Source organism: Microcoleus sp. S13_C5 (assembly GCF_036700845.1).
Classification (GTDB): Bacteria; Cyanobacteriota; Cyanobacteriia; order Cyanobacteriales; family Microcoleaceae; genus Microcoleus.
Genome location: NZ_JAUBPR010000021.1, coordinates 35,529 through 55,849 on the forward strand (window position 1 = coordinate 35,529; position 20,321 = coordinate 55,849).

Consider the following 20,321-nt stretch of genomic DNA (forward strand, 5'->3'; position numbering starts at 1 on the left):
TCTGCTGTTTTTTTCGAGACTAAATTATGCGAAGCTAAGACCCCATCACGCTTTTTTAATTGCCAAACTATTGAGGTAAGCTTCTGGCTGAGCCGGATTAAATTCTTTGCCGTCAAAGAACTTCTCAATGCCGCGAGACGTACTTGTGGGAATATCAGCATCAGCAACTCCGGCTAATTTTGCTGCGGCTTTCCACAAATCTTCTCGGTTGACTTTATCGATGATTGTCTTAGAATCTGCCAAGGTTGTTGTTGGCAAGAAACCCCAGCGCACGCTTTCGGTTAAGAACCACAAGTCGTGACTCTTATAAGGATAGGAAACGTTGCCGAGGCCGTCTTTCCAGTACAGCGGACTCATCTTGAAATCGTCGATCTGTGGTTGGCTGTCACCCATGAGGTACTTGCCCTGGTAGGGAGGTGTCAAAACTGCCGGAGGTACGTCAAAGTAGTTTCTGCCAGAAACAATGGCGACCAATTCGGCTCGATGTTCGGGCTTGTCGCACCACTGCTGTGCCTCAATTAGTCCTGCTAGCAGGGCTTCTGTGGCCTTGGGGTGTTTGTCTACCCAGTCGCCACGAATTGCTAGATACTCTTCGGGGTGATCTTTCCAGATTTGGGCCGTGAGGGCGGACATGAAGCCGATGTCCTCAGTAACGATCCGCAGGGGCCAGGGGTCGCCGGTACTGAAACCGTCCATGCTGCCGGTTTTCATGTTGGCTACGGTTTGAGCTGACGGTACTGTTAGCAACTCGGCTTCTGTGTCGGGATCGATGCCGTTAGCTGCTAGCCAGTAGCGAATCCAAAAGTCTTGGTTGGCTTTGGGGAAGGTGTAGGCTGCTTTGAAGGGCGTGCCTGCTTTTTTGAGGCCTTTCATGTAGTCTTGGGCCGCTTGGTCTAGTTTGAGCCCGATGCCTTTGCCTTTGTGTTTTCCGGCGATCGCGATTCCATTTCCTTGAGTGTTCAACTGGGCTAGAACATACATCGGGATTTGGACGCTGTTTTTGGTGATCAGACCTTTACTAATTTGATAAGGCATCGGCATTTGCCACTGACCGCCGTCAATGCCGCCGCCTGCAGATCCGATTTCTACGTTATCTCTTGCCGAACCCCAGTTTGCTTGCTTGGCAACTGTTACCTCAGTCATGCCGTATTTGGCAAAAAAGCCTTTTTCTTGGGCAATGATTAAAGGTGCTGCTTCGACGATCGGGATATATCCCAATGTGATTTTAGTGCTTTCAATTCCTTCGACTCTTTTCTCGTTGGCAACAGCCACTACTGAGGTAGCAGCGGGTGCTGTCCCTGCGCCAGCACTAGCACCTGCGCCAGCACTAGCACCGGGTTCTGGGGGATTTCCCAAACACCCTTTGAGCAGTATAGAACTTACAGCAGATGCACCTGCTGTAACGATAAATTTACGCCGAGAAAATTGCTCTGAAAATTTTGTCATAGTCTAGCCTCGCTGCAATTCGTAATCTTCTGTAACGACATCACTGAAGTTTATCAATGCGCTTTTTTTCTGTTCGCTAAGGGAATTTAGCGAACAGTTTTGAGCGCAGGTTGGCAGGAGGGAGCAAAAGATTTATAGCTAGCATAAGTCTTTAAACTATCCCTGCAGATTGGACTTTTTTGATTAATATCGATATTTCGATCGGCCGAGTTGTGTGAGCTCACTTTTTGCGAGCCGCACGTTTTCTTGGCTTCGTTATTAGCTTACCGTACTCTTGCGTAAATTATGAAACAATTATTAAATTTAATTGATAAGTAAATCTTTTAGTAGGGCGCTCTCGATAAGGAGCCGTTGGGAAGGGCGCTCTGGTTTGATTATCAAAGCTGGTTCAAATTAAGACTTGCTAGGTAAAGGTTGTAGCCAATGGCGATCGGGGGTCATTCAAATTTATTATCAATAAGGGACAAATATCGCCGCAGGGGCATATTTATTTTGTTAATGTCTAGTCTTTTTAAAGTGGCGGTTAATTGTATTTTAAGATACAGAAATAATTACTGTTTTACGATGATGCTGTTTTCTAAGGGTTAACTGGTTTTCATTGGTGGACTAAAATTGGCGCTTAATCGTAAGTGATTTACCAAACTAAATATTAAATCCTAAAACTTTAAAGTTCAGAAAATTAGAGGTACAAGATTATGACACTTATAGTTGCAGACAAACACATTAATTTACAAAAGTCGATCGCAATTACTTGTAGCGCAATCGTCCTAGCATTATGTGGAAGTGGACTATCTGCTGATGCCGCCGAAACGCGATCGTCCAACAGTAGACGAACATTTGCCGATTGGTGTCGCCAAAAAGCTGATTTGAGTCCTGAAGCTAAACATACTGTTGAGGTGCTGTTGAAGGAAGCTAAGACTACTGAGTGTGATGCGGCCGATCGGAAACTTTCTCTTCTCACGGATCTCTCCCTCGGCGCCAATGGTATCAGCGACATCAAGCCGCTGGCATCTTTGACTAACCTGATAAAACTCGACCTCATCAACAATGGTATCAGCGACATCAAACCATTGCAATCCTTGACCAACCTGACTCATCTCGACTTGGGCCTCAATCAAATCAGCGACATTAAACCTTTGGAATCTTTGACTAAGCTGACTCATCTCTCCCTCGACTACCTTCCACCGATATACTTACCAGCATTCCCCGCGCCTGAGCCAGCATTCCCCGCGCCTGAGTTCGTCCCCAAAAACAATCCAATCAGCGACATCCAACCCTTGGAATCCTTGACTAACCCGACTGAACCCGTCCTCGACAACGATCCAATCAGCGACATCAAACCCTTACAATCTTTGACTAACCTGACTGAACTCTCCCTCCGCGGCCGTCAAATCACCGACATTAAACCGCTAGCATCTTTGACTAAACTGACAGAGCTCTCCCTCCGCGACAATCAAATCAGCGACATTAAACCGCTAGTATCTTTAACTAAGCTGACTTCGCTTAACCTCAGCGAGAATCAAATCAGCGACATCAAACCGCTAGCATCTTTGACTAAGCTGACTGGGCTCGGCCTGGGCGACAATCAAATCAGCGACATCAAACCGCTAGAATCCTTGACTGGGCTCGGCCTGGGCGACAGTCAAAGCGACGAGCTCCTAGCATTGGTATCCTTCACAAAGGTGACTGGACTCAACCTCGGCAAAAATCAAATCAGCGACATTAAACCGCTAGAATATTTGACTAACCTGACGAAGCTCCACCTCTACAACAATCAAATCAGCGACATTAAACCGCTAAAATCTTTGACTAACCTGACTGAGATCTCCCTCAGCGAAAATCAAATCAGCGACATTAAACCGCTAGCATCTTTGACTAAACTGACTTGGCTCTTCCTCGAAAACAATCAAATCAGCGACATCAAACCATTGCAATCTTTGACTAAACTGACTCGGCTCGAACTCAGCGACATTGAAATCAGCGACATCAAACCATTGCAATCTTTGACTAACCTGACTGAGTTCTATCTCAAAAACAATCGAATCAGCGACATCAAACCGCTAGCATCTTTGACTAAACTGACTTGGCTAGAACTCAGCAAAAATCAAATCAGCGACATTAAACCGCTAGCATCTTTGACTAACCTGACTGGGCTCAACCTCAGTGGAAATCCGATCACTCCCAAAACTTGCCCTCTCAAGCCAGAGTCTATCTGTGAGTGGCAACCCTGAAATTAAATGCTCAAAGTTTACAGTCTCTGTAAAACAGAGAAACCGGGTTTCTGAACATCTGAAATTACTCATGGCTGTACCTACAAATTCGATTAGTTGGGCGGATCGAAACGGTTGACCGAAAGAGCAACACCGATCGCGGGTAGCGCTACGCCGAAACAAATCAGCCACTGATCCAGATTCATCGGAGCCGTCTCAAATATGCGATTGATAAACGGAGAATTAGCAAAGATCATCTGCAAAATCACCGCCACGACAATTCCCACACCGAATTGTCATCGATTCTCCGCTGTTGACTGGGAGAATGAAGCTAATTGCGGTGTTAGTTCGATCGTCCTTTACTACTAAGAATTGATTTAAGGGCTGAAATTCGATCGCCCTGGCTTTGGCGATGCACTCGCGTGCGATCGTTTTGACTTGGATGTCGGCGGTTTGACAAGCTGGGAGGGCTGCCAGATCAACTCATGACTCAATGCTATCAATTGCTAGTCTGCTCGCCCAAAAGACTGAGCGCCCTTTAGACAATTAGACAATTGAATTGAGATTTTGGGCTGCATCGTTCAATTGTTGAGTGCCTAATTTGGTTTGAGTAATACCACTAGCGGTTTCTTTTGCCGATAGGTTGAGGCTGTTCATCGCCTCCACTACTTGTTGAATGGCAACTGCTTGTTGTTGAGCAGTTAGAGAAATTTGTTGATTGTTCAATACCACATTGTTAACAGCATTTGCTACTTCCGAGAAAGCTGCTGCCGTTTCTTGACTAATTTTGGTTCCTTCTTCTACTGTTTTAGTACCTTCATTTGTCACCGTTACGGTGGAATTGATCGAATTCTTGATATCATAGACAAGGCGGTTAATCTTCTCGGCTGATTTCTTACTTTTATCTGCTAATTTGCGGATTTCTGTGGCTATGACAGTAAAACCTTTGGCGTTTTCGCCCGCCCGAACTGCTTCTACTGAGGCATTCAGTGCCAGCATATTTGTTTGATTGGCTAAATCGGTGACATCAGTAGAGATATTCCCAATCTGATGGGTTTGTTCGCTCAATTGCAGAATTTGTGCCGCCATTGCCCCGACATTTTCTTTCAATATTGTCATCGATTCCAGGGTTTGCGCCACTGCTAGGGTTCCCTTTTCAGTGCTCTTTAAAGCTTGCCGTGCAGATTCCGCACCAGCTTGGGCTTGCTGGGCTGATTGTTGGGAAGCCGCGCCCAACTCATCCATTGTGATTGTAGTTTGATTTACAGAGCTAGATTGCTGTGCGGCTGTGCGTTCTTGCTGTTCAACTGTGGCCGCAATTTCTGTGGAAGAACTGGCGATCGTATTTGCTACCTGATTGATTGGTCGGATAATTTTATCAAAAATAAATAATACAATAAATGAACCCAATACTACAGCAACAACGGTACCTCCTATAGAAACAATAGTCGCTAATTGCTCCGACTGTTTTGCTAATTTTGTTCGTTGAACCAGTAAAGCATCTTCTACCTTAAGCATTTGGGCCAGCTCATCCCTGATTTCATCCATAAATATCTTGCCTTTACCTGAAATCACCAAGGCTCTTAGCTCTGGTTCTTTACCAGCCCTTTTCAGGGATATAGTTTCTGCTAACTCATCTAGTTTTTGCTGACCAAAATTTTCTACTTGCTCCAAATTTTTCACTTGTTCAGGGTTATCTTTTATTAACTCTTTTGTCTCATTTACTGTTTTATAAAATGCTCCTATACCCTTTTTATAAGGTTCTAAAAATTCCTCCTTACCAGTAAAGATAAACCCCCGCTGCCCTGTTTCAGCATCCAATAAATCTTTTTCTATAGCTTGCAAATTTGTTTTAACTACATAAGTGTGGGTTTGCAACTCAATAGCTTCGGCTAAATTATCCATACTCAATTTAGTGGCAAATCCGATGCTAATCATTAACAAAAAAATGGACCCAAAGCCCAGCGGAACTACTTTACTAAGCCGAATAACATTTTGCCACATTTCAATTTCTACTCCTTGAGTTGTTGTTGAATTTTGTAGGTAAGTTGCAGGGTCAATAATTTCCTGCTATTTTTTACCAAAGTAGTTATTTAATCCCTAATAGTAATTCATAATTAATCCCCCTTTTTTCGTGGAAAAACTTCCAGCGCTTCTTTTTGCTTTCTTTACTTTACCAACTCAACCATTGACTCGGACTGAGCAAGAAAAATCTGCCAAAACTTAATGTCGAGCAAGCGATGCAGGTCAAAGTCTTTAGAATTGATGGTTGTTTTGCCTGCTTCCATTTTGGATAAATCCTGTTTATTCGATTGTAGCTGGAAATTCAGGAACCAAACCCAAAAATCGTCAAATTATCTCCCCCACTTTTCCTCTCTCCCACTATTGATTGGGGTTCAAGTCGATCGCATAAATGTTACAACCTAGTTAAGCGATCAAATTCTGAACTTATGGAAATATTTGTGACGCTGGTGCTGGGTTCGGTGCTGTTTGTCTGGGGAATGCGGTTCGGGCGAGTGTTAGTTCGCTCTGGAGTGACGGCTAACGATTTGTTTAAGGGCAGAAATTCGATCGCCCTAGCTTTTTTGGGTTTTTATATTGCCTTGCTGCTACTGGCTCTAAATATGCCTCAAATGCCTGTTTTGCCGATCGAGTGGCGCTTTCACGGGATGCGAGTTACTTGGACTTTGCTACGAGTGATGTTAATGGGAGTCTGCGGTATTGGCTTTAGTATAAGTTGGTTGACAGCGCGATCGCAAGTAATCGCAGTAATTTTAATTTGCTTGTTGGGAGTGGGAGGATTTACAGGCGCTGAAAACTATTTCATGGCACCAATTTACGCTGATTTAATAGATAATTTGCAGCCAAACGGTGTATTTCGGCAAACATCTAACAGCAGTTGCGCCCCCGCCGCCCTAGCAACAGTGTTAAGGCGTTGGGGAATCGATGCGACGGAATCGAGTGTAGCGCGTTTTGCCGGCACGAGTCGCTTGGGAACTTCGATGCCGCAGTTAATTATAGCAGCAAGAGCTTTGGGCGTAAATGCGATCGAACTAACGCCAACTTGGGAGCAAATTCAGCAAATTAATCGCCCCGGAGTGCTAGCAGTTTGGCTGTTTGACGGCCCTCGGAAGCTACCCCACGCGGTCGCTTTGCTGGGAATGAATGACAGTGTAGCTGCCATTGGAGACCCGGCGCGGGGCAGGATTTTCTATTTAGATAGGGAAACTTTTGCCTACATTTGGCGCGATCAATACGTGCCGATTTTCCGGTCTGCGGATATCTTGTTAAGCAATAAGCAAGCTATTGACTATTTGAGTAAATTAGGATATAATAGTGGCGATTTAAAAGCAGATATTGAGCGCTTCCAAAGAGATAAAAAATTAAAAATCAGCGGCAACTTAGACCGGATGACTGAGTTAATGTTGAGCGGTATTTTTTTGGAAGGAGTCCCCCGATTGGATGGGAAATAGTTATTAAAAATCATCAAGGGCAGAGGCCCTCTTGACCGACAGAAAATAGGAATCATGCGTTTTTTTTTAACAATCTTTGAGTCATTCGTTCATAGCGATCGCAAAGATTTGATCGCCCCAGCAGATGAGCGACGATCGCACCTTGGTAGCGTGGCTGCATGAAATTACCGTAAGCGTAGGCAGTTGCATCTAATTCCTCCTATATTTATACGGTCGATCGCACGTTGGCTACGCATCACTGTTTTTGACAATTAGGAACAGTTGAATCACTCTTTTTAGGCTCAGACAGCTTGACTTCCCATCCAGGTAAATTCCACCAATTAACTCGCTGATTCGGCTGAATCCAAAAGTTTAGTTGCGTGATCTTGCCATCCTCAAATCTGAGTGTGGGAAAGGTAGGATAACTGGTATCATCGGTTTCGCGATAAGTCCGTCCCAGGTAATTTAAGCAGGTTGTTAATCCGTCAGTAATTCCCAATTCTTCGACTCCCGTTCCCTTCAACTTAGCATCATCGTAGCTGAAAGAACCGTTGAATGTATGGCCCGCTAACCCGCCTTTGGTAACAGTGATGGTGAAATCGTAGGTGACGGGAACTGCGTAGGCTTGGGTTGCAGTTACAACTGTGCTCAGAAGAGTCGTGGCGATCGCCACCGAGAGTTTTGAAATTGCGGGCACACTCGCATCCCGAAAAAGAACAACACTATAAATTTCGCTTTCAATCATCGGGAAACTCCTTGACTACACTTCTCTAGTAAGTGATTTAGCGGATATGATATCATAACTAATCAGTTAAATGCGATCGCAGCCGACTACCAAGCCCACAAAACTTACCGCCTATGATTAATAGTGTATACTTTTTTGGTACTGGAAACCCCAACAGAAAACGCTCGTCTTTAATCGCCAAGAATTAACTGAGTAGATTTAACCACATTCATTCCCGCCGCCCCAAATCTTTGAAAAGCTGCATCTGCTTGTTCCGTAAAATCAACAACACCCGGAACAACCACAGGCGAAGTGCAATCTTCCAGCAAATAAACCTTCTTTGCCAAATTCGGATCTCGCGCCAAAATTTCCGTTAACAAATCATCAATTGTCCAAGCAACGCAGTGACTTTTCGCTTGTCCGGCAATAATTACTGCATCAAAATCGAGCAATTTATCAATAAACTTAGCATTTTTTGTCGCAATCGGATTGCCGTCGAAACCATCTAAAACTTCCGGCCGCAAAACAGAATAGTTTTCTGTTAGCGGATTCCCGCCTTTGATTTCAAAAAGTGCCTGGCTGTTGCGGGCGATGCTGTGAAAAAATATTGCTTCTTCCACGGCGGAAACCAGGGCGTGTCCGATGCCGCCCAGCATTGAGTGATACGGCCAAATTGTCAGGGGATATTTGCCCTCGTCGCTGAGTTTCTGCACGTAGTGGAGTGCGTGTTTTTCCAGTGCCGAATAGTTACCATTGGCGATGCTGTCGGCGACGGTGGGATTGACTTTCCAGATGCCTTGCTGCACGTCTTCTAAAGTAATTGATGTGGCGGCTGGGAGGGGGTGTTCGCCAGCTTCATTTATCCAAAAGATTGGATGAAAAATTTGCATGGCGGTGTGGGTGTCCATTGTGGGCGCAATGGTTGTAATTGCATTTAAATTGCGGTAAATAAATTCGCACAGCCGCAGGTTGTCATCAACTGCACCGCTACCGGAACGCCCGCCAACAAATAGTTCAAATTCGGGCAAACAAAAGGTATTTTGGGCATCGATTATCAGCAAACAAATCTGATTGGTGTCGCTGGTGGCGGGCTGGATGCTGTATTTTTTCGCCCATTGTTTAGCTTCAGCGGCGCGTTGTTGGTAGGTAACTCGCCAGACTTGATCTACTTTTTTGGTGTCGAAATGATCGGGGATTGGGAGTTGGGTTTGTGCTGTCATGGCTGATTTATTGGGGGGTGAGCTATCGGATTTTACATTTTAGATTGAAGAGTAGTATAATGCTGAGAGCTATTTGCGGGTGAGTCATGCCAACCAAACAAATTCAAGATTTTGCTAGCGTAAGTTTTCAACGAATATTATTGTTTTTTTCCATCGCAGCTTTAGTTGCTATCTTAATTCTAGCAACAAGGTCTTTTTATGTTCAAGATTTATTAAGAAATGTCTTAAGGCGGATCGAGCATCTAGGCTCTTGGGGCCCAGTAGCTTTTATTGTCACCTACAACCTAGCTACTGTACTATTTATACCAGGTTCTGTCTTAACTCTGGGAGGGGGGGTGATTTTTGGTCTGTGGTGGGGTTCGGTTTACGTGTTTGTCGCGGCAAGTTTAGGTGCTACGTTTGCTTTTCTGATCGGGCGATACTTGTCGCGCGATCGCGTGGTAAAATACATGGAAGCTCATCCTAAGTTTAAAGCTCTCGATCGCGCAGTTTCCCAAGAAGGATTAAAAATAGTTTTTTTGACTCGTCTCTGTCCTTTATTTCCGTTTAATTTATTAAATTACGCTTTAGGGATTACTCAGGTTTCTTTGAAAGATTATGTGCTAGGTTCCTTCGGCATGATTCCGGCAACAATCTTGTATGTTTACTGCGGTTCTTTGGTAGGGGATATTGCTGCGATATGCACGGTTAATCAGCCTGTCAATCCGCAAGCAGAAGCTGCAAAATGGTTGATTAATATCATCAGTTTTAGTGCTACGGTCGCTGTTACTGTCTATATCACTCGGATTGCCCGCAAAGCTTTGGATGAAAGTATTTAATTAGCAGGATTTGCCAATGTCGCAGTCAAAAGTCGATCGCGTAACTGTCCCCCCGATGGACGAACACAACCAGAAATTAGTCTCCTATTTGCATCCGCCCGATTGGGTAAATCCGCAGCCGGCTAGTTCTTATAATTTAGTAGTAATTGGCGCGGGGCCCGCTGGATTAATTGTGGCTGCCGGTGCCGCAGGTTTGGGCGCGAAAGTTGCTTTAATTGAAAAACATTTAATGGGCGGCGACTGTTTGAATGTCGGTTGCGTGCCGTCAAAAGCTTTAATTCGATCGTCTCGCACGGTTGGCGATATCTGGGAAGCAAATAAATTTGGTGTTAATGTTTCTGACAGTGTAGAAGTGGATTTTGCCGCTGTGATGGAACGGCTGCGCCGCATCAGGGCGGAAATCAGCGATGTTGATTCTGTTCAACGCTACCAGCACAAATTAGGAGTCGATGTTTTCTTAGGTTCAGGTCGTTTTACTAGCAATAATACAGTAGAAGTTGCAGGTCTAACTCTGCGCTTTAAAAAAGCAGTAATTGCCACAGGTGCAAGGGCGCTACAACCACAAATTCCCGGTTTACAAGAAGCTGGATATTTGACAAATGAAACTGTCTTTAACCTGACAGAAAGACCTCAACGTTTGGCAGTAATTGGCGCAGGGCCGATCGGCTGCGAATTGGCTCAAGCCTTTCGGCGGCTGGGATCGGAAGTCGTATTGCTGCACAAAAATGCTCAGATTTTAGATAAGGAAGATGCGGATGCTGCTAAAATCGTGCAGGAGGCTTTTGTACGCGAAGAAATTCAACTAATACTAGAATCCCAAATTGAGCGCGTTGAGAAAACCAATGCAGGCAAAGTAATTTATTATAAATGTCAAGGTAAGGAAGCATCGGTAACAGTAGATGAAATTATTGTGAGTACAGGGCGATCGCCCAACGTCGAAGGATTGAATCTGGAGGCGATCGGCGTTGAATACGATACACACACGGGTGTATTTGTCAACGAAAATTTGCAAACTACTAATCCCCGCATTTATGCCGCCGGCGATATTTGCATGAAACATAAATTTACTCATGCTGCTGATTTTGCCGCGAGAATGGTAATTCAAAACACTCTATTTTTCGGGCGCAAAAAGCTCAGCGCTTTGACGATACCTTGGTGTACTTACACTAACCCAGAAATTGCGCGTGTCGGATTGGGCGATCGCGAGGCTAAGGAAAAAGACATTGATATCGATACATTTTTAATTCCTTTCAGTCAAGTCGATCGGGCAATTATTGACGGCGAAGAGGAAGGATTTGTGAAAATTCACGTCAAGAAAGGCAGCGATAAAATATTAGGTGCAACTATTGTAGCGCGCCACGCTGGGGATATGATCAGCGAGATTACTTTGGCAATGGTTAACAATATTGGTTTAGGAAAGATTGCTAGCACAATTCACCCGTATCCGACACAAGCTGATGCAATTCGGAAAGCCGGAGATGCTTACAATCGCACTCGTTTGACGCCGTTTGTGAAAAATTTGTTTAATCGCTGGCTGGCTTGGACGCGATAAGTAAATAATCTCAAATTTGTTTAATCGGAATTATTCCTATCTCTATTCTCGACCTCTGCGCGAATCAGCCTCAATCCCTTGCTATCTGCGGTTAATACATTCTCTCTTTTTTACCGCAGATATAGGCAGATTAACACCGCTTAACGCAGATGAATTAGAGCAATTCCGGGTTACTTTGATTTTAGCATTAGGAGTTAGGAGAGCGCCTGCGCCAACAAACCCGGCATTAAAAATCCCCTTCATCTACTTGGAATACCGTCAATCCCAAGCATCTCCACATATCAACAACTTGCTGGCGATCGTCCAAAACAAATTTAACATTATATTTCCCTGCAATATGCTGCCGATAAAATTCTTCCTTCATAATCGCATCCTTCCTCATATCTCCGGTTTTCCGCATATAAAGAGCCGCATAATTAACCTCGTACTGCTGCAACCATTTTTCAGTTTGAGGCTGACAATCATCTGTGCGGCCCGACACTACAATAATATGGGCGCTGGACTGCCACTTGCGAACGGTATCTAAAACTGGCGGATTGGGCAAATCGCGATCGCACGTCGAAGCATCAAAAGGATTTCTGCCATTGAGAAGCGCTAATGTACCGTCCATATCAACAATAATTGCATCCGGCAAATCCGGGTTATATTCCGGCGGAGCAACGGGAACCCGCACGTACTTATTGTACATCTTCATGATCACATCTTTGCCCACAGAATTAAGCCTTTTCAAATCCCGTTTAATACATTCCTCAACCGGAACTTGTAGGAAAGAATCATTAACTTCGACGATGGCTTTACCTTTTACCAACTGTTTGATATGCTCGATGTGAGACCCAAAATTAGTATCATCAACAATGACGTGCTTGCCGCTTTCCAAAGCCATCAAAATAATCGTATCTCTCAACTGCAAAATAAACTTTTCATTTGCCGGCGACCAATGAGAAGCGTGAGCCATTTCTCTGAGCAAATCTTTATTGCTACGCACCCACTTTGCAGGTTCAGACAGCAGCAATTCCCTAGCAAATTGAGATTTTCCCGAAGCAGGTAAACCGACAAGTACAATAACTCTTTTCATGGTAATTAGAAAGAAGAAGGATGAAGGAAGAATGCTCGTACAGCAAGCTTTTTAGCTGTATCTTAGGTTTAATTAGGTGCATTTCTTTCTTCTGCCACCTAAAATATAATGTTAATCTTCGCTAGTAGTGACGACTAAAGTCCTCATTCAAGAAAGGACTGTAGTCGTTACTACAAACCTAGATGGATGTAATCTAAACCCAATAGCTCCTCTATTTTATACATATTAACATCGCGGAGAGCTTCTTTCACTCCCGCAACTCTGCGAGCCCGCAAAGAAAACAAAATCCCAGAATACGGCAAATGTTTTACAGCTAACGCAAAATCTTTCTGAACTTCAATATGTTCGTGCTGTCGGTAAACCTCCTCGATTTCTTGAACTAACAATTCATATTTATCCTTAACTTTTTGATACAACCCAATCCATTCAGGAAAATAAGCTAAAAACTCTTCTCCTTCATTAGTCAAAACAATTTCTATCATCCGGCGGGTAGAAAACCCTTCGCGCAGATGGGAAATCGCGACATATTGCGGAGACTTAACTTTAACTCGGTTGAAGTTAGCGTCGCAGATAATATACCCTTCCGAATCCATCGGATCTAAATGTTGAGCCGCTTCCACCACTTCTTTCCAGCTAGTTAAAGGATAGGATGCTACTAACTCCCAGCCGTATTTATTTGCCCAAATACTCGGGTCTGTTTCTAGCAGAGTTTGAGTGTTGCGAACCCCGTGCAGCACGATTTGATTGTTTTGTTGCTGGACAACTATTCTATTGTAAGGCGTCATCAACTCAAATATAAAACACTGGTCGGTTTCTTGTGGCAATTGATATCCCAATTCTTGCCAGACTTTCCAAAAAAGTTCCGCAAAGCTGAACCCAAAACCATTAACTTCGCCGGCGGCGTCGGGAGTGCCACTAGATTGCACTCTCCATTCTCCTTTATAAAAATACATTACAGTCAGAGAACCGTCTAGTTTTTGATAAACTTTGGCATTTCTCCAATCAATTGCAGCGGCGTGAATTTCTCCGTAATTAAAAAATTTGTCGTAGGGATAAGAAACTATCTGCCAATTTTGAGATGAATCTAAAATAATGCCTCGGCACTGCTGGACTATCTTTTCGCCTAGAGGAGATTCTATCTGGGAGTATTTCAGACAGACTAAATCGGGATATTGGCGGTGGCGGGTAACTTTGATATGATAAGTTTCGGACAAAGTTTCCAATCCGTGCTGGCGCAAATACTCTTGCAGTTCCACGATCGACTCCTAAATTGCTCGCTTTCTCTATATTATAGATGACTTCATATTCTGCCAACCTTGTCAAGATAGTCAAAAAACATTTTTCCCGGAAAAGCGAGTGTTAATTTGGTATTTTGAATTATGGTTGTACATACGTGAATGCGGTTCGCCGCCCAACTAAACTATTGGAATATTAAGGGAAAAGACCGTGAAGAAGAAATTATTACTTTTGGCTACTTCTGCTTGTGTATTGACTGCTTTAGTACCTCCCTCGGTTGTTTTTGGCTCTTCGCAATTGTCGCAGCGACAATCGGGAACAACACAAATTGCTCAAGGAGGCACTGCGGTTCCGGTAAATCAAATTTTGCAAAAGTTAAAAGGCAAAACGCAAGTGCCTATTTTTATTCCCAGCAGGATTCCGCTTTCGGGAAAAATGTACTATCCAACTACAGCACAAGCAAACAGCTATAGTATTTCAATCGAGTTTAAACCCGATTGCGGCGGTACGACAGTTTGCTCTTTTGGGTCAATTATAGGTCAAAAAGGCGGGGAGTTTACTACAAAACTAGAAGGGGTAACTAAGACGTTAAAAAATGTCAAACTTGCGGGCGGAGTGAAAGGAGTTTATCATAACGGTTGCGGGGCTTACTGCACAGCAACTCTTCAGTGGAAAACTCAGGGTTTTATGTATACCGTCGCCATTAAGAACGGACGAGAATCTGATTTAATTTTAATAGGAAATTCTGCTATTCAAGCTGGGAAGCGTTAAGTTTTGCAGTCTGGGAGGCACAACTTCTATATGTAGGGTGCGTAAGGGCGCACCCTACCGTTATTGTATGATATATCTTAACTCGCACTCGCCTCTTACAAGATGCTATATTTTTTTGCGCTTACCTACTTAGGGGGAAATCAGGATGAGGGGAAGATGGCTATTTGCGGCGATTTTTGCTGGTGTGGTGACTGCTTTTACGATCGCACCTTTGACACCAAACTCAGCATTAGCAAGGACTGAACTCCCGATTACAGAAATCCGCTGGTTTAATTATTCCCCTGAAGATAGCTGGCAACCGATACAATTTATTGTACCCGATCGCAATACTGCAAAATCTGCCAACGGCGGTAAGTTGCGGTTGTACGATGTTCATATTGCCAAGATGTTTGAGATTTCTCATTTTCTGTGCGATCGCGATCGTGCTTCTGAGGGTTACAATTGGTCTTATCAAGCGGAAAATGGCAGTATTGAGATGGGACGCTTCAAAATTAGCTGCAATCTCGCCCGTTCCATAGCCACAGCTTACGGGTTAGGAAAACCAGAAATTACAGTGATTCGCCGCAGCTTCAACATGAAAAATGGTCGCCCTTCTTTTGCGCTAGAAAAATACTCTATTCCCACTTTAAACATTGCTAAAAATAGAGTGGTGCAGTGGAGGAATTTTGTGCAAAAGTTCCCCCCAATCCCCGATAATTCAGGTGCAAACCAAGCTAACAGTCGTTTTCCTGCGAGGGACATTTTTAGGCAAATCAAAGGCAAAACGCGAGTGCCTGTTTTTCTTCCGAGTAGACTTCCTTTATCTGACATTCAGCAACTTGATTTTGATGTGCAAGCAGGTGCCCACGGTTACATTGTGGGAATGTATTTAGGCAAAGGATGCCGTGCGGGAGCCTGTTATTTCGGCACAATCGAAGCTAAAAAAAATGAACCATTTTCGCCTCCTTCGCAATTGCCGCAGGATACTTACAGAAGCGTTGAATTGGCGGGCGGATTCAGGGGGATTTATTTCAATAATTGCGGTGCTTACTGCACTGCTTTTGTTGAGTGGCAAAGGCTAGGGGTGCTGTACCGAGTCACAAGGAAAAACGCACGGCAGCAAGAAGTTGTCGAGATAGCAAATTCTGCACTTCAAGCAGGGCAACGTTAAATTTTGCTGGCAAATGGAAAAGGTACGCGCGAGCGAAGCTATTTTCCCGCAGGAGTTCCCGAAGGGTAGGGAATCGCCCTTTGGTCACCGAAGCTGCTACAAATAAATACGATCGCCCTTTTCCCCTCGCTACTACATTTCTCTGCCCAAATCTCGCAACTTTTGAGCTAATTCTTTCTCGCTGCATCTAAGCTAACTCCTCATGCCCACCAGCTTCATCCGGCTCGACCCCAGGTAAATCATACATAGCCTGCAGCCTTTGCTTCAGAATGTCGATCGCCCCCATGCCAGCGACGCGCAATGCTGGATGGGAAACATCATCCAGAATCACTGCTAGTGGCAGTCCTACCATTTTTGATTTTTGATTTTTGATTGGCAAGGGCTTATTATGTAAAGGTTTGGAGCTTGCCTACCGTTGCGTCTTTTTTTCCAACAGGCGGTCAAAACCTGGTATTTCTATTTTATCGCCCGAATTATCCCAACCAGCAATTAAAGTCCCCACCTGCGGTACGCTAGATCAGGTGAATATATTGGCTGATTTCAAGCTATCCTCCGATCGATCTTATGTCCCCAACCACATCTGCCCCTTCCCGAACCGTTCGCATCGGTTCCCGCAAAAGCCAACTCGCTCTCGTGCAAACCCACTGGGTGCAAGAACAGCTACAGAAACACTTCCCGGAACACACTTTTGAAGTCCACACCATGTCCACCCAAGGGGACATAATTCTTGATGTCGCCCTCGCTAAAATTGGCGATAAAGGACTTTTTACCAAAGAATTAGAAACGGGAATGATTAACAATGAAACGGACTTTGCCGTTCATTCCCTCAAAGATTTGCCTACCAATTTGCCCGAAGGTTTAATTTTAGGATGCGTCACCGAACGGGAAAATCCCGCTGACGCCTTGGTAGTTCACTCCAAGCACAAAGACAAGCAACTCGACACCCTCCCAGAAGGTTCAGTAATCGGGACTTCTTCTCTGCGGCGGCTGGCTCAACTTCGGCATCATTTCCCTCATTTTGAATTTAAAGATATTCGCGGCAATCTCAATACTAGACTCGCTAAATTAGATGAGGGCGGTTACGACGCGATTATTTTAGCAGTTGCCGGCCTCGAAAGATTGGGAATGGGCGATCGCATCCACCAAATTATCCCTGCTGAAATCTCCCTTCACGCCGTCGGACAAGGTGCTTTGGGCATCGAATGCCGCGCCGGAGACACAGAAATCATGTCAGTGATTAAAGCTCTCGAACACTCCGAAACCGCCCAAAGATGTTATGCCGAACGCGCATTTCTGCGGGAATTAGAAGGCGGCTGTCAAGTGCCGATCGGCGTCAATACCAAAATAGAAAACGGTCAATTAACCTTAACCGGAATGGTATCGAGTCTCGACGGCCAGCGATTCGTCAAAGATAGTGTTTCCGGCGCCGCTGAGACTGCTGAAATGATCGGAATTGACCTTGCTCACCGCTTGCGCCAACAGGGAGCTAGTGAAATTTTGGAGGAAATATTTGTCCAAGTTCAACGTGGTTCCTAAAACCGATCCGCATCTCTTTGTCAATGCTTTTAGACGCGATTTATCGCCTTTTGGAAAATAAAAATAACAGGCGGTTTGCTTCGGCAAAACAGGTAGAGTAGCAGTCTGATTGTAGATTTTTGATGGGATTTTAAGTAGGACTTGCGCGATAGATTTCAAAAATATCTGACTAATTTAGGACGCTCCGCACGGGTGTTAAGCAACCCGGTTTCTGATGTAAGTCTCGCTGTATAGCCCAAGATTTATGGTAAAAACCGGTTTTTTTTCGTAAGTCCTATAATTCTTAACATCCCCATCCACAATCTACAATCAAACATCCAAAATTAATCAGCAATTTATTTCAGGTAAAGGCCCACTATGAGCGCTAGAGAAACTCAATTAAAGCTGGAATTGAAAAAGGTTCAGCAACTCTATAGCAAAATGCAGGCAGACCAACTAGCTTTGCAGAAGCAATTGAAAGAGTTCAAAACTCAAGCAGGAAGTTTTTCGGATGTAGTCGAGCAAGTCTTGCCTTCCTTAGTTTCAATTTACGTCATGGATTGGGATACAGAAGAAGAGATTTCTTCAGGAAGCGGGTTCTTTGTATCGCCGGACATAATTGTCACGAACTATCACGTGGTAGAAGATATTGCCGATGAAGATTACTTCTATGAAGAAGATGAAGTCGAACAGGTTTTAGTGGAAACTCACGACGGAAAGTTGAGATTGGCAGAGGTGGTGTTTACTGGTAATGCCGAAGAAGATTTAGCATTACTCTTAATTAGCGATTTTACCTTCGACCCGAACACAGGGGAACAAGTGGACTCTCCCCAAGAATATTCTCCCCTAGAGTTGTCTTTTGATGTGAAAGTGGGAGATAGAGTAATTGCTGTGGGCAATCCTTTGGGGCAGTTTGCTTCAACTGTAACTCAAGGTATTGTGAGTGCAATTCGCGAACCCGAGGAATATGAAGAAGGCGACGATGAAGAAGATGATGTTGCTGAGGTGAAGGTGTTGCAAACTGATGCGGCGATTAATCCGGGAAATTCCGGCGGGCCACTGATTAATATGGCAGGTCAAGTGGTTGGGGTGAATACGTGGGGATGGGAAGATGCTGATAATATTAATTTGGCGATCGCCTCTGAAGCTTTGGATGATTTTCTAGCGGGATTTGAGGAGACTTTTGAGGACAATTCTCAGAATTAGTCGGGAGTTGTCCGTAATATGTCATTGGGGCGATCGCCCTTTTTTTGAGAGAGGATAGAAAAGGCGATCGCTATTTCCTTAATTACATACATACTGAATTACCTACTGATGGCTTTGCGTTCAGTTTTACTAATGCGTAAAGGTTATCAAAATTCTACCATTTTTGATGTTTACCGTCAATCAGAAAGTGACATATAAATTTGATTATATCGTGAGAATTGTCACGGGAGGGGAGTCCGGGCGATCGCTCTTTTGTTCACCGCACAGCGACGCGGATGGAAAAAGGGCGATCGCATTCTTGAGTAAACTGCGATCGCTACAGCAACTCAGATTTATACTTGTTTTTGGAAGGCGCGTTAATATTGTGGCACTCGCCATTTAAACTTAATCTAGAGTAACAATCTCAAGGAACACAAAAAAATAATGCGTATTTTATTTGTATCCGCTGAAGCAGCACCCCTCGCCAAAGTGGGCGGTATGGGCGATGTCGTCGGCGCTTTGCCGAAATTTCTGCGGCGCATGGGCCACGATGTCCGCATCTTCATGCCCTACTACGGTTTCGTTCCCGACAAAATGGACGTTCCCAAAAAACCTGTTTGGGATGGGTCTGCCATGTTCCAAAGCTTCTCGGTGTTTGAAACTGTTTTGCCGGGAACCGATGTACCTTTATACTTATTACAACATCCATCTTTCTTGCCACGCCGCGTTTATGGCGGTTTAGATGAAGATTGGAGGTTCACTTTCTTTGCCAATGCTGCGGCTGAATTTGCCTGGAATCATTGGAAACCCCAAATTATCCACTGTCACGACTGGCATACGGGGATGATACCTGTTTGGATGAGCCAAGACCCCGATATCAGCACGGTTTTTACTATTCACAATTTAGCTTATCAAGGGCCGTGGCGCTGGCGTTTGGAGCAGATGACTTGGTGTCCTTGGTATATGCAAGGTCACAATACAATGGCTGCCGCAGTACAGTTTGCCGATCGAGTAAATACAGTTTCACCCACTTACGCCGAGCAAATCAAAACCCCAGCTTATGGGGAAAGTTTGGAAGGCCTGCTGTCTTACATCGGTGGCAAAGTATCGGGCATTTTGAACGGAATTGATACAGAATCTTACAACCCCGCCACTGACAAGTACCTCCATCAACAATTTAGTGTTGATACTATTGAAAAGCGCCCCGCTAATAAAATTGCGCTGCAAGAAGAAGTCGGTTTGGAAGTGAATAAAAATGCTTTTTTGATCGGCATGGTGACGCGGCTGGTAGAACAGAAGGGATTAGATTTGATAATTCAAATGCTCGATCTGTTCATGGCCTATACCGACTCTCAATTTATTGTACTCGGAACGGGCGATCGCTACTACGAAACCCAACTCTGGCAAATGACAGCCCGCTATCCCGGTAGGATGTCCACCCAACTACTTTACAACGAGGCCCTCTCTCGGCGCGTTTACGCAGGCTGCGACAGCTTCCTGATGCCCAGCCGTTTCGAGCCCTGCGGCATCAGCCAAATGCTCGCCCTCCGCTACGGGTGCGTGCCAATGGTTCGCCGCACCGGCGGTTTAGTCGATACCGTTTCCCACAACAACCCGATCGACAATACCGGTACAGGTTACTGTTTCGATCGCTACGAACCCCTCGACTTGTTCACCTGCATGATCAGAACTTGGGAAGGTTTCCGCTACAAAGATAAGTGGAGAGAACTGCAACAGCGCGGCATGAGAGAAGATTTTAGCTGGGATATTTCGGCCCGGAAATACGTTAACTTGTACAGCGATATTTTGGGACTGCCACCCGAAGGAATCGCACCGGAACAAGAGCCAGAATTGATCGTTGGTAAGGGTTAATCTTAGTAAGGTGCGTCAGTCGGTGTTTGATTCGACTGAATCGAAGGGCGATCGGCTGACGCACCCGAAAGCTTAGTCAGCAGTCAGTCAATCGA

At 44.6% G+C, this 20,321-nt stretch carries 18 protein-coding genes; 10 read left to right on the forward strand and 8 right to left on the reverse strand.

What is annotated here, in order from left to right:
- Positions 1–45: 45 nt before the first annotated feature.
- Positions 46–1,446: a CmpA/NrtA family ABC transporter substrate-binding protein gene (locus QUA04_RS08630; RefSeq protein ID WP_333255720.1), complete on the reverse strand. Its 1,401-nt coding sequence runs from the start codon at positions 1,444–1,446 to the stop codon at positions 46–48.
- 695 nt (positions 1,447–2,141) lie between these two features.
- Here QUA04_RS08630 and QUA04_RS08635 point away from each other — a divergent pair.
- The gene (locus QUA04_RS08635) at positions 2,142–3,677 is read left to right on the forward strand and encodes a leucine-rich repeat domain-containing protein (RefSeq protein ID WP_333255722.1); all 1,536 of its coding nucleotides are present in this window, start codon (positions 2,142–2,144) and stop codon (positions 3,675–3,677) included.
- Positions 3,678–3,769: 92 nt separating this feature from the next.
- Here QUA04_RS08635 and QUA04_RS08640 read toward each other — a convergent pair whose 3' ends face one another.
- Together QUA04_RS08640 and QUA04_RS08645 are read right to left on the reverse strand one after the other, a co-directional pair.
- Positions 3,770–3,943 carry a cation transporting ATPase C-terminal domain-containing protein gene (locus QUA04_RS08640; protein WP_333255724.1) on the reverse strand — a complete coding sequence of 58 codons (174 nt, stop codon included), beginning with the start codon at positions 3,941–3,943 and terminating at the stop codon, positions 3,770–3,772.
- Between the two features lie 259 nt (positions 3,944–4,202).
- Positions 4,203–5,561, reverse strand: coding sequence for a CHASE3 domain-containing protein (locus QUA04_RS08645; protein ID WP_333255726.1), 1,359 nt, complete (start codon positions 5,559–5,561; stop codon positions 4,203–4,205).
- 545 nt (positions 5,562–6,106) lie between these two features.
- On the opposite strand from QUA04_RS08645, the gene QUA04_RS08650 reads away from it, so the two are divergent.
- On the forward strand, positions 6,107–7,129 hold the full coding sequence (locus tag QUA04_RS08650; protein ID WP_333255729.1) for a cysteine peptidase family C39 domain-containing protein: 1,023 nt from the start codon (positions 6,107–6,109) through the stop codon (positions 7,127–7,129).
- Positions 7,130–7,364: 235 nt separating this feature from the next.
- Here QUA04_RS08650 and QUA04_RS08655 read toward each other — a convergent pair whose 3' ends face one another.
- Together QUA04_RS08655 and QUA04_RS08660 are read right to left on the reverse strand one after the other, a co-directional pair.
- Positions 7,365–7,853 (reverse strand): hypothetical protein, encoded by a 489-nt coding sequence (locus tag QUA04_RS08655; RefSeq protein ID WP_333255731.1) that lies wholly within the window; start codon positions 7,851–7,853, stop codon positions 7,365–7,367.
- A gap of 170 nt (positions 7,854–8,023) precedes the next feature.
- A complete protein-coding gene (locus QUA04_RS08660; protein WP_333255733.1) occupies positions 8,024–9,052 on the reverse strand; it encodes an isochorismatase in 1,029 nt (342 codons plus the stop codon).
- Between the two features lie 86 nt (positions 9,053–9,138).
- Here QUA04_RS08660 and QUA04_RS08665 point away from each other — a divergent pair, with 86 nt between their 5' ends.
- The gene (locus tag QUA04_RS08665) at positions 9,139–9,870 is read left to right on the forward strand and encodes a TVP38/TMEM64 family protein (RefSeq protein ID WP_333255735.1); all 732 of its coding nucleotides are present in this window, start codon (positions 9,139–9,141) and stop codon (positions 9,868–9,870) included.
- Positions 9,871–9,886: 16 nt separating this feature from the next.
- On the forward strand, positions 9,887–11,422 hold the full coding sequence (locus QUA04_RS08670) for a mercuric reductase (protein WP_333255737.1): 1,536 nt from the start codon (positions 9,887–9,889) through the stop codon (positions 11,420–11,422).
- Between the two features lie 226 nt (positions 11,423–11,648).
- On the opposite strand, the gene QUA04_RS08675 is transcribed toward QUA04_RS08670, so the two are convergent.
- The gene (locus QUA04_RS08675) at positions 11,649–12,497 is read right to left on the reverse strand and encodes a phosphatase domain-containing protein (RefSeq protein WP_333255740.1); all 849 of its coding nucleotides are present in this window, start codon (positions 12,495–12,497) and stop codon (positions 11,649–11,651) included.
- 170 nt (positions 12,498–12,667) lie between these two features.
- Entirely contained in the window at positions 12,668–13,753 is a 1,086-nt protein-coding gene (locus QUA04_RS08680) for a T4 RnlA family RNA ligase (protein WP_333255742.1), read from the reverse strand.
- 190 nt (positions 13,754–13,943) lie between these two features.
- On the opposite strand from QUA04_RS08680, the gene QUA04_RS08685 reads away from it, so the two are divergent.
- Both QUA04_RS08685 and QUA04_RS08690 read left to right on the forward strand, forming a co-directional pair.
- The gene (locus QUA04_RS08685; protein ID WP_333255744.1) at positions 13,944–14,504 is read left to right on the forward strand and encodes a hypothetical protein; all 561 of its coding nucleotides are present in this window, start codon (positions 13,944–13,946) and stop codon (positions 14,502–14,504) included.
- A gap of 145 nt (positions 14,505–14,649) precedes the next feature.
- Positions 14,650–15,654, forward strand: coding sequence for a hypothetical protein (locus QUA04_RS08690; protein WP_333255746.1), 1,005 nt, complete (start codon positions 14,650–14,652; stop codon positions 15,652–15,654).
- Positions 15,655–15,841: 187 nt separating this feature from the next.
- On the opposite strand, the gene QUA04_RS08695 is transcribed toward QUA04_RS08690, so the two are convergent.
- Positions 15,842–16,006 carry a hypothetical protein gene (locus tag QUA04_RS08695; protein ID WP_333255748.1) on the reverse strand — a complete coding sequence of 55 codons (165 nt, stop codon included), beginning with the start codon at positions 16,004–16,006 and terminating at the stop codon, positions 15,842–15,844.
- 212 nt (positions 16,007–16,218) lie between these two features.
- Between QUA04_RS08695 and hemC the strand changes: the two genes are divergently transcribed.
- The 4 genes from hemC (at position 16,219) to glgA (ending at position 20,226) form a co-directional block, all read left to right on the forward strand.
- Positions 16,219–17,190 carry a hydroxymethylbilane synthase gene (gene hemC / locus QUA04_RS08700; protein ID WP_333255750.1) on the forward strand — a complete coding sequence of 324 codons (972 nt, stop codon included), beginning with the start codon at positions 16,219–16,221 and terminating at the stop codon, positions 17,188–17,190.
- A 357-nt stretch (positions 17,191–17,547) separates the two neighbouring features.
- On the forward strand, positions 17,548–18,375 hold the full coding sequence (locus tag QUA04_RS08705) for a S1C family serine protease (RefSeq protein WP_333255753.1): 828 nt from the start codon (positions 17,548–17,550) through the stop codon (positions 18,373–18,375).
- Between the two features lie 187 nt (positions 18,376–18,562).
- Positions 18,563–18,757: a hypothetical protein gene (locus tag QUA04_RS08710; RefSeq protein WP_333255755.1), complete on the forward strand. Its 195-nt coding sequence runs from the start codon at positions 18,563–18,565 to the stop codon at positions 18,755–18,757.
- Positions 18,758–18,798: 41 nt separating this feature from the next.
- Complete coding sequence (gene glgA / locus QUA04_RS08715) at positions 18,799–20,226, forward strand: glycogen synthase GlgA (RefSeq protein WP_333255757.1); 1,428 nt, start codon at positions 18,799–18,801, stop codon at positions 20,224–20,226.
- Positions 20,227–20,321: the final 95 nt, after the last annotated feature.

What these genes read in the sequence shown, in the direction of transcription:
- QUA04_RS08630 (WP_333255720.1), bottom strand. Translation starts at nt 1,446, where the DNA reads ATGACAAAATTTTCAGAGCAATTTTCTCGGCGTAAATTTATCGTTACA.
- QUA04_RS08635 (WP_333255722.1), top strand. Translation starts at nt 2,142, where the DNA reads ATGACACTTATAGTTGCAGACAAACACATTAATTTACAAAAGTCGATC.
- QUA04_RS08645 (WP_333255726.1), bottom strand. Translation starts at nt 5,561, where the DNA reads ATGGATAATTTAGCCGAAGCTATTGAGTTGCAAACCCACACTTATGTA.
- QUA04_RS08650 (WP_333255729.1), top strand. Translation starts at nt 6,107, where the DNA reads ATGGAAATATTTGTGACGCTGGTGCTGGGTTCGGTGCTGTTTGTCTGG.
- QUA04_RS08655 (WP_333255731.1), bottom strand. Translation starts at nt 7,853, where the DNA reads ATGATTGAAAGCGAAATTTATAGTGTTGTTCTTTTTCGGGATGCGAGT.
- QUA04_RS08660 (WP_333255733.1), bottom strand. Translation starts at nt 9,052, where the DNA reads ATGACAGCACAAACCCAACTCCCAATCCCCGATCATTTCGACACCAAA.
- QUA04_RS08665 (WP_333255735.1), top strand. Translation starts at nt 9,139, where the DNA reads ATGCCAACCAAACAAATTCAAGATTTTGCTAGCGTAAGTTTTCAACGA.
- QUA04_RS08670 (WP_333255737.1), top strand. Translation starts at nt 9,887, where the DNA reads ATGTCGCAGTCAAAAGTCGATCGCGTAACTGTCCCCCCGATGGACGAA.
- QUA04_RS08675 (WP_333255740.1), bottom strand. Translation starts at nt 12,497, where the DNA reads ATGAAAAGAGTTATTGTACTTGTCGGTTTACCTGCTTCGGGAAAATCT.
- QUA04_RS08690 (WP_333255746.1), top strand. Translation starts at nt 14,650, where the DNA reads ATGAGGGGAAGATGGCTATTTGCGGCGATTTTTGCTGGTGTGGTGACT.
- QUA04_RS08695 (WP_333255748.1), bottom strand. Translation starts at nt 16,006, where the DNA reads ATGGTAGGACTGCCACTAGCAGTGATTCTGGATGATGTTTCCCATCCA.
- hemC (WP_333255750.1), top strand. Translation starts at nt 16,219, where the DNA reads ATGTCCCCAACCACATCTGCCCCTTCCCGAACCGTTCGCATCGGTTCC.
- QUA04_RS08705 (WP_333255753.1), top strand. Translation starts at nt 17,548, where the DNA reads ATGAGCGCTAGAGAAACTCAATTAAAGCTGGAATTGAAAAAGGTTCAG.
- glgA (WP_333255757.1), top strand. Translation starts at nt 18,799, where the DNA reads ATGCGTATTTTATTTGTATCCGCTGAAGCAGCACCCCTCGCCAAAGTG.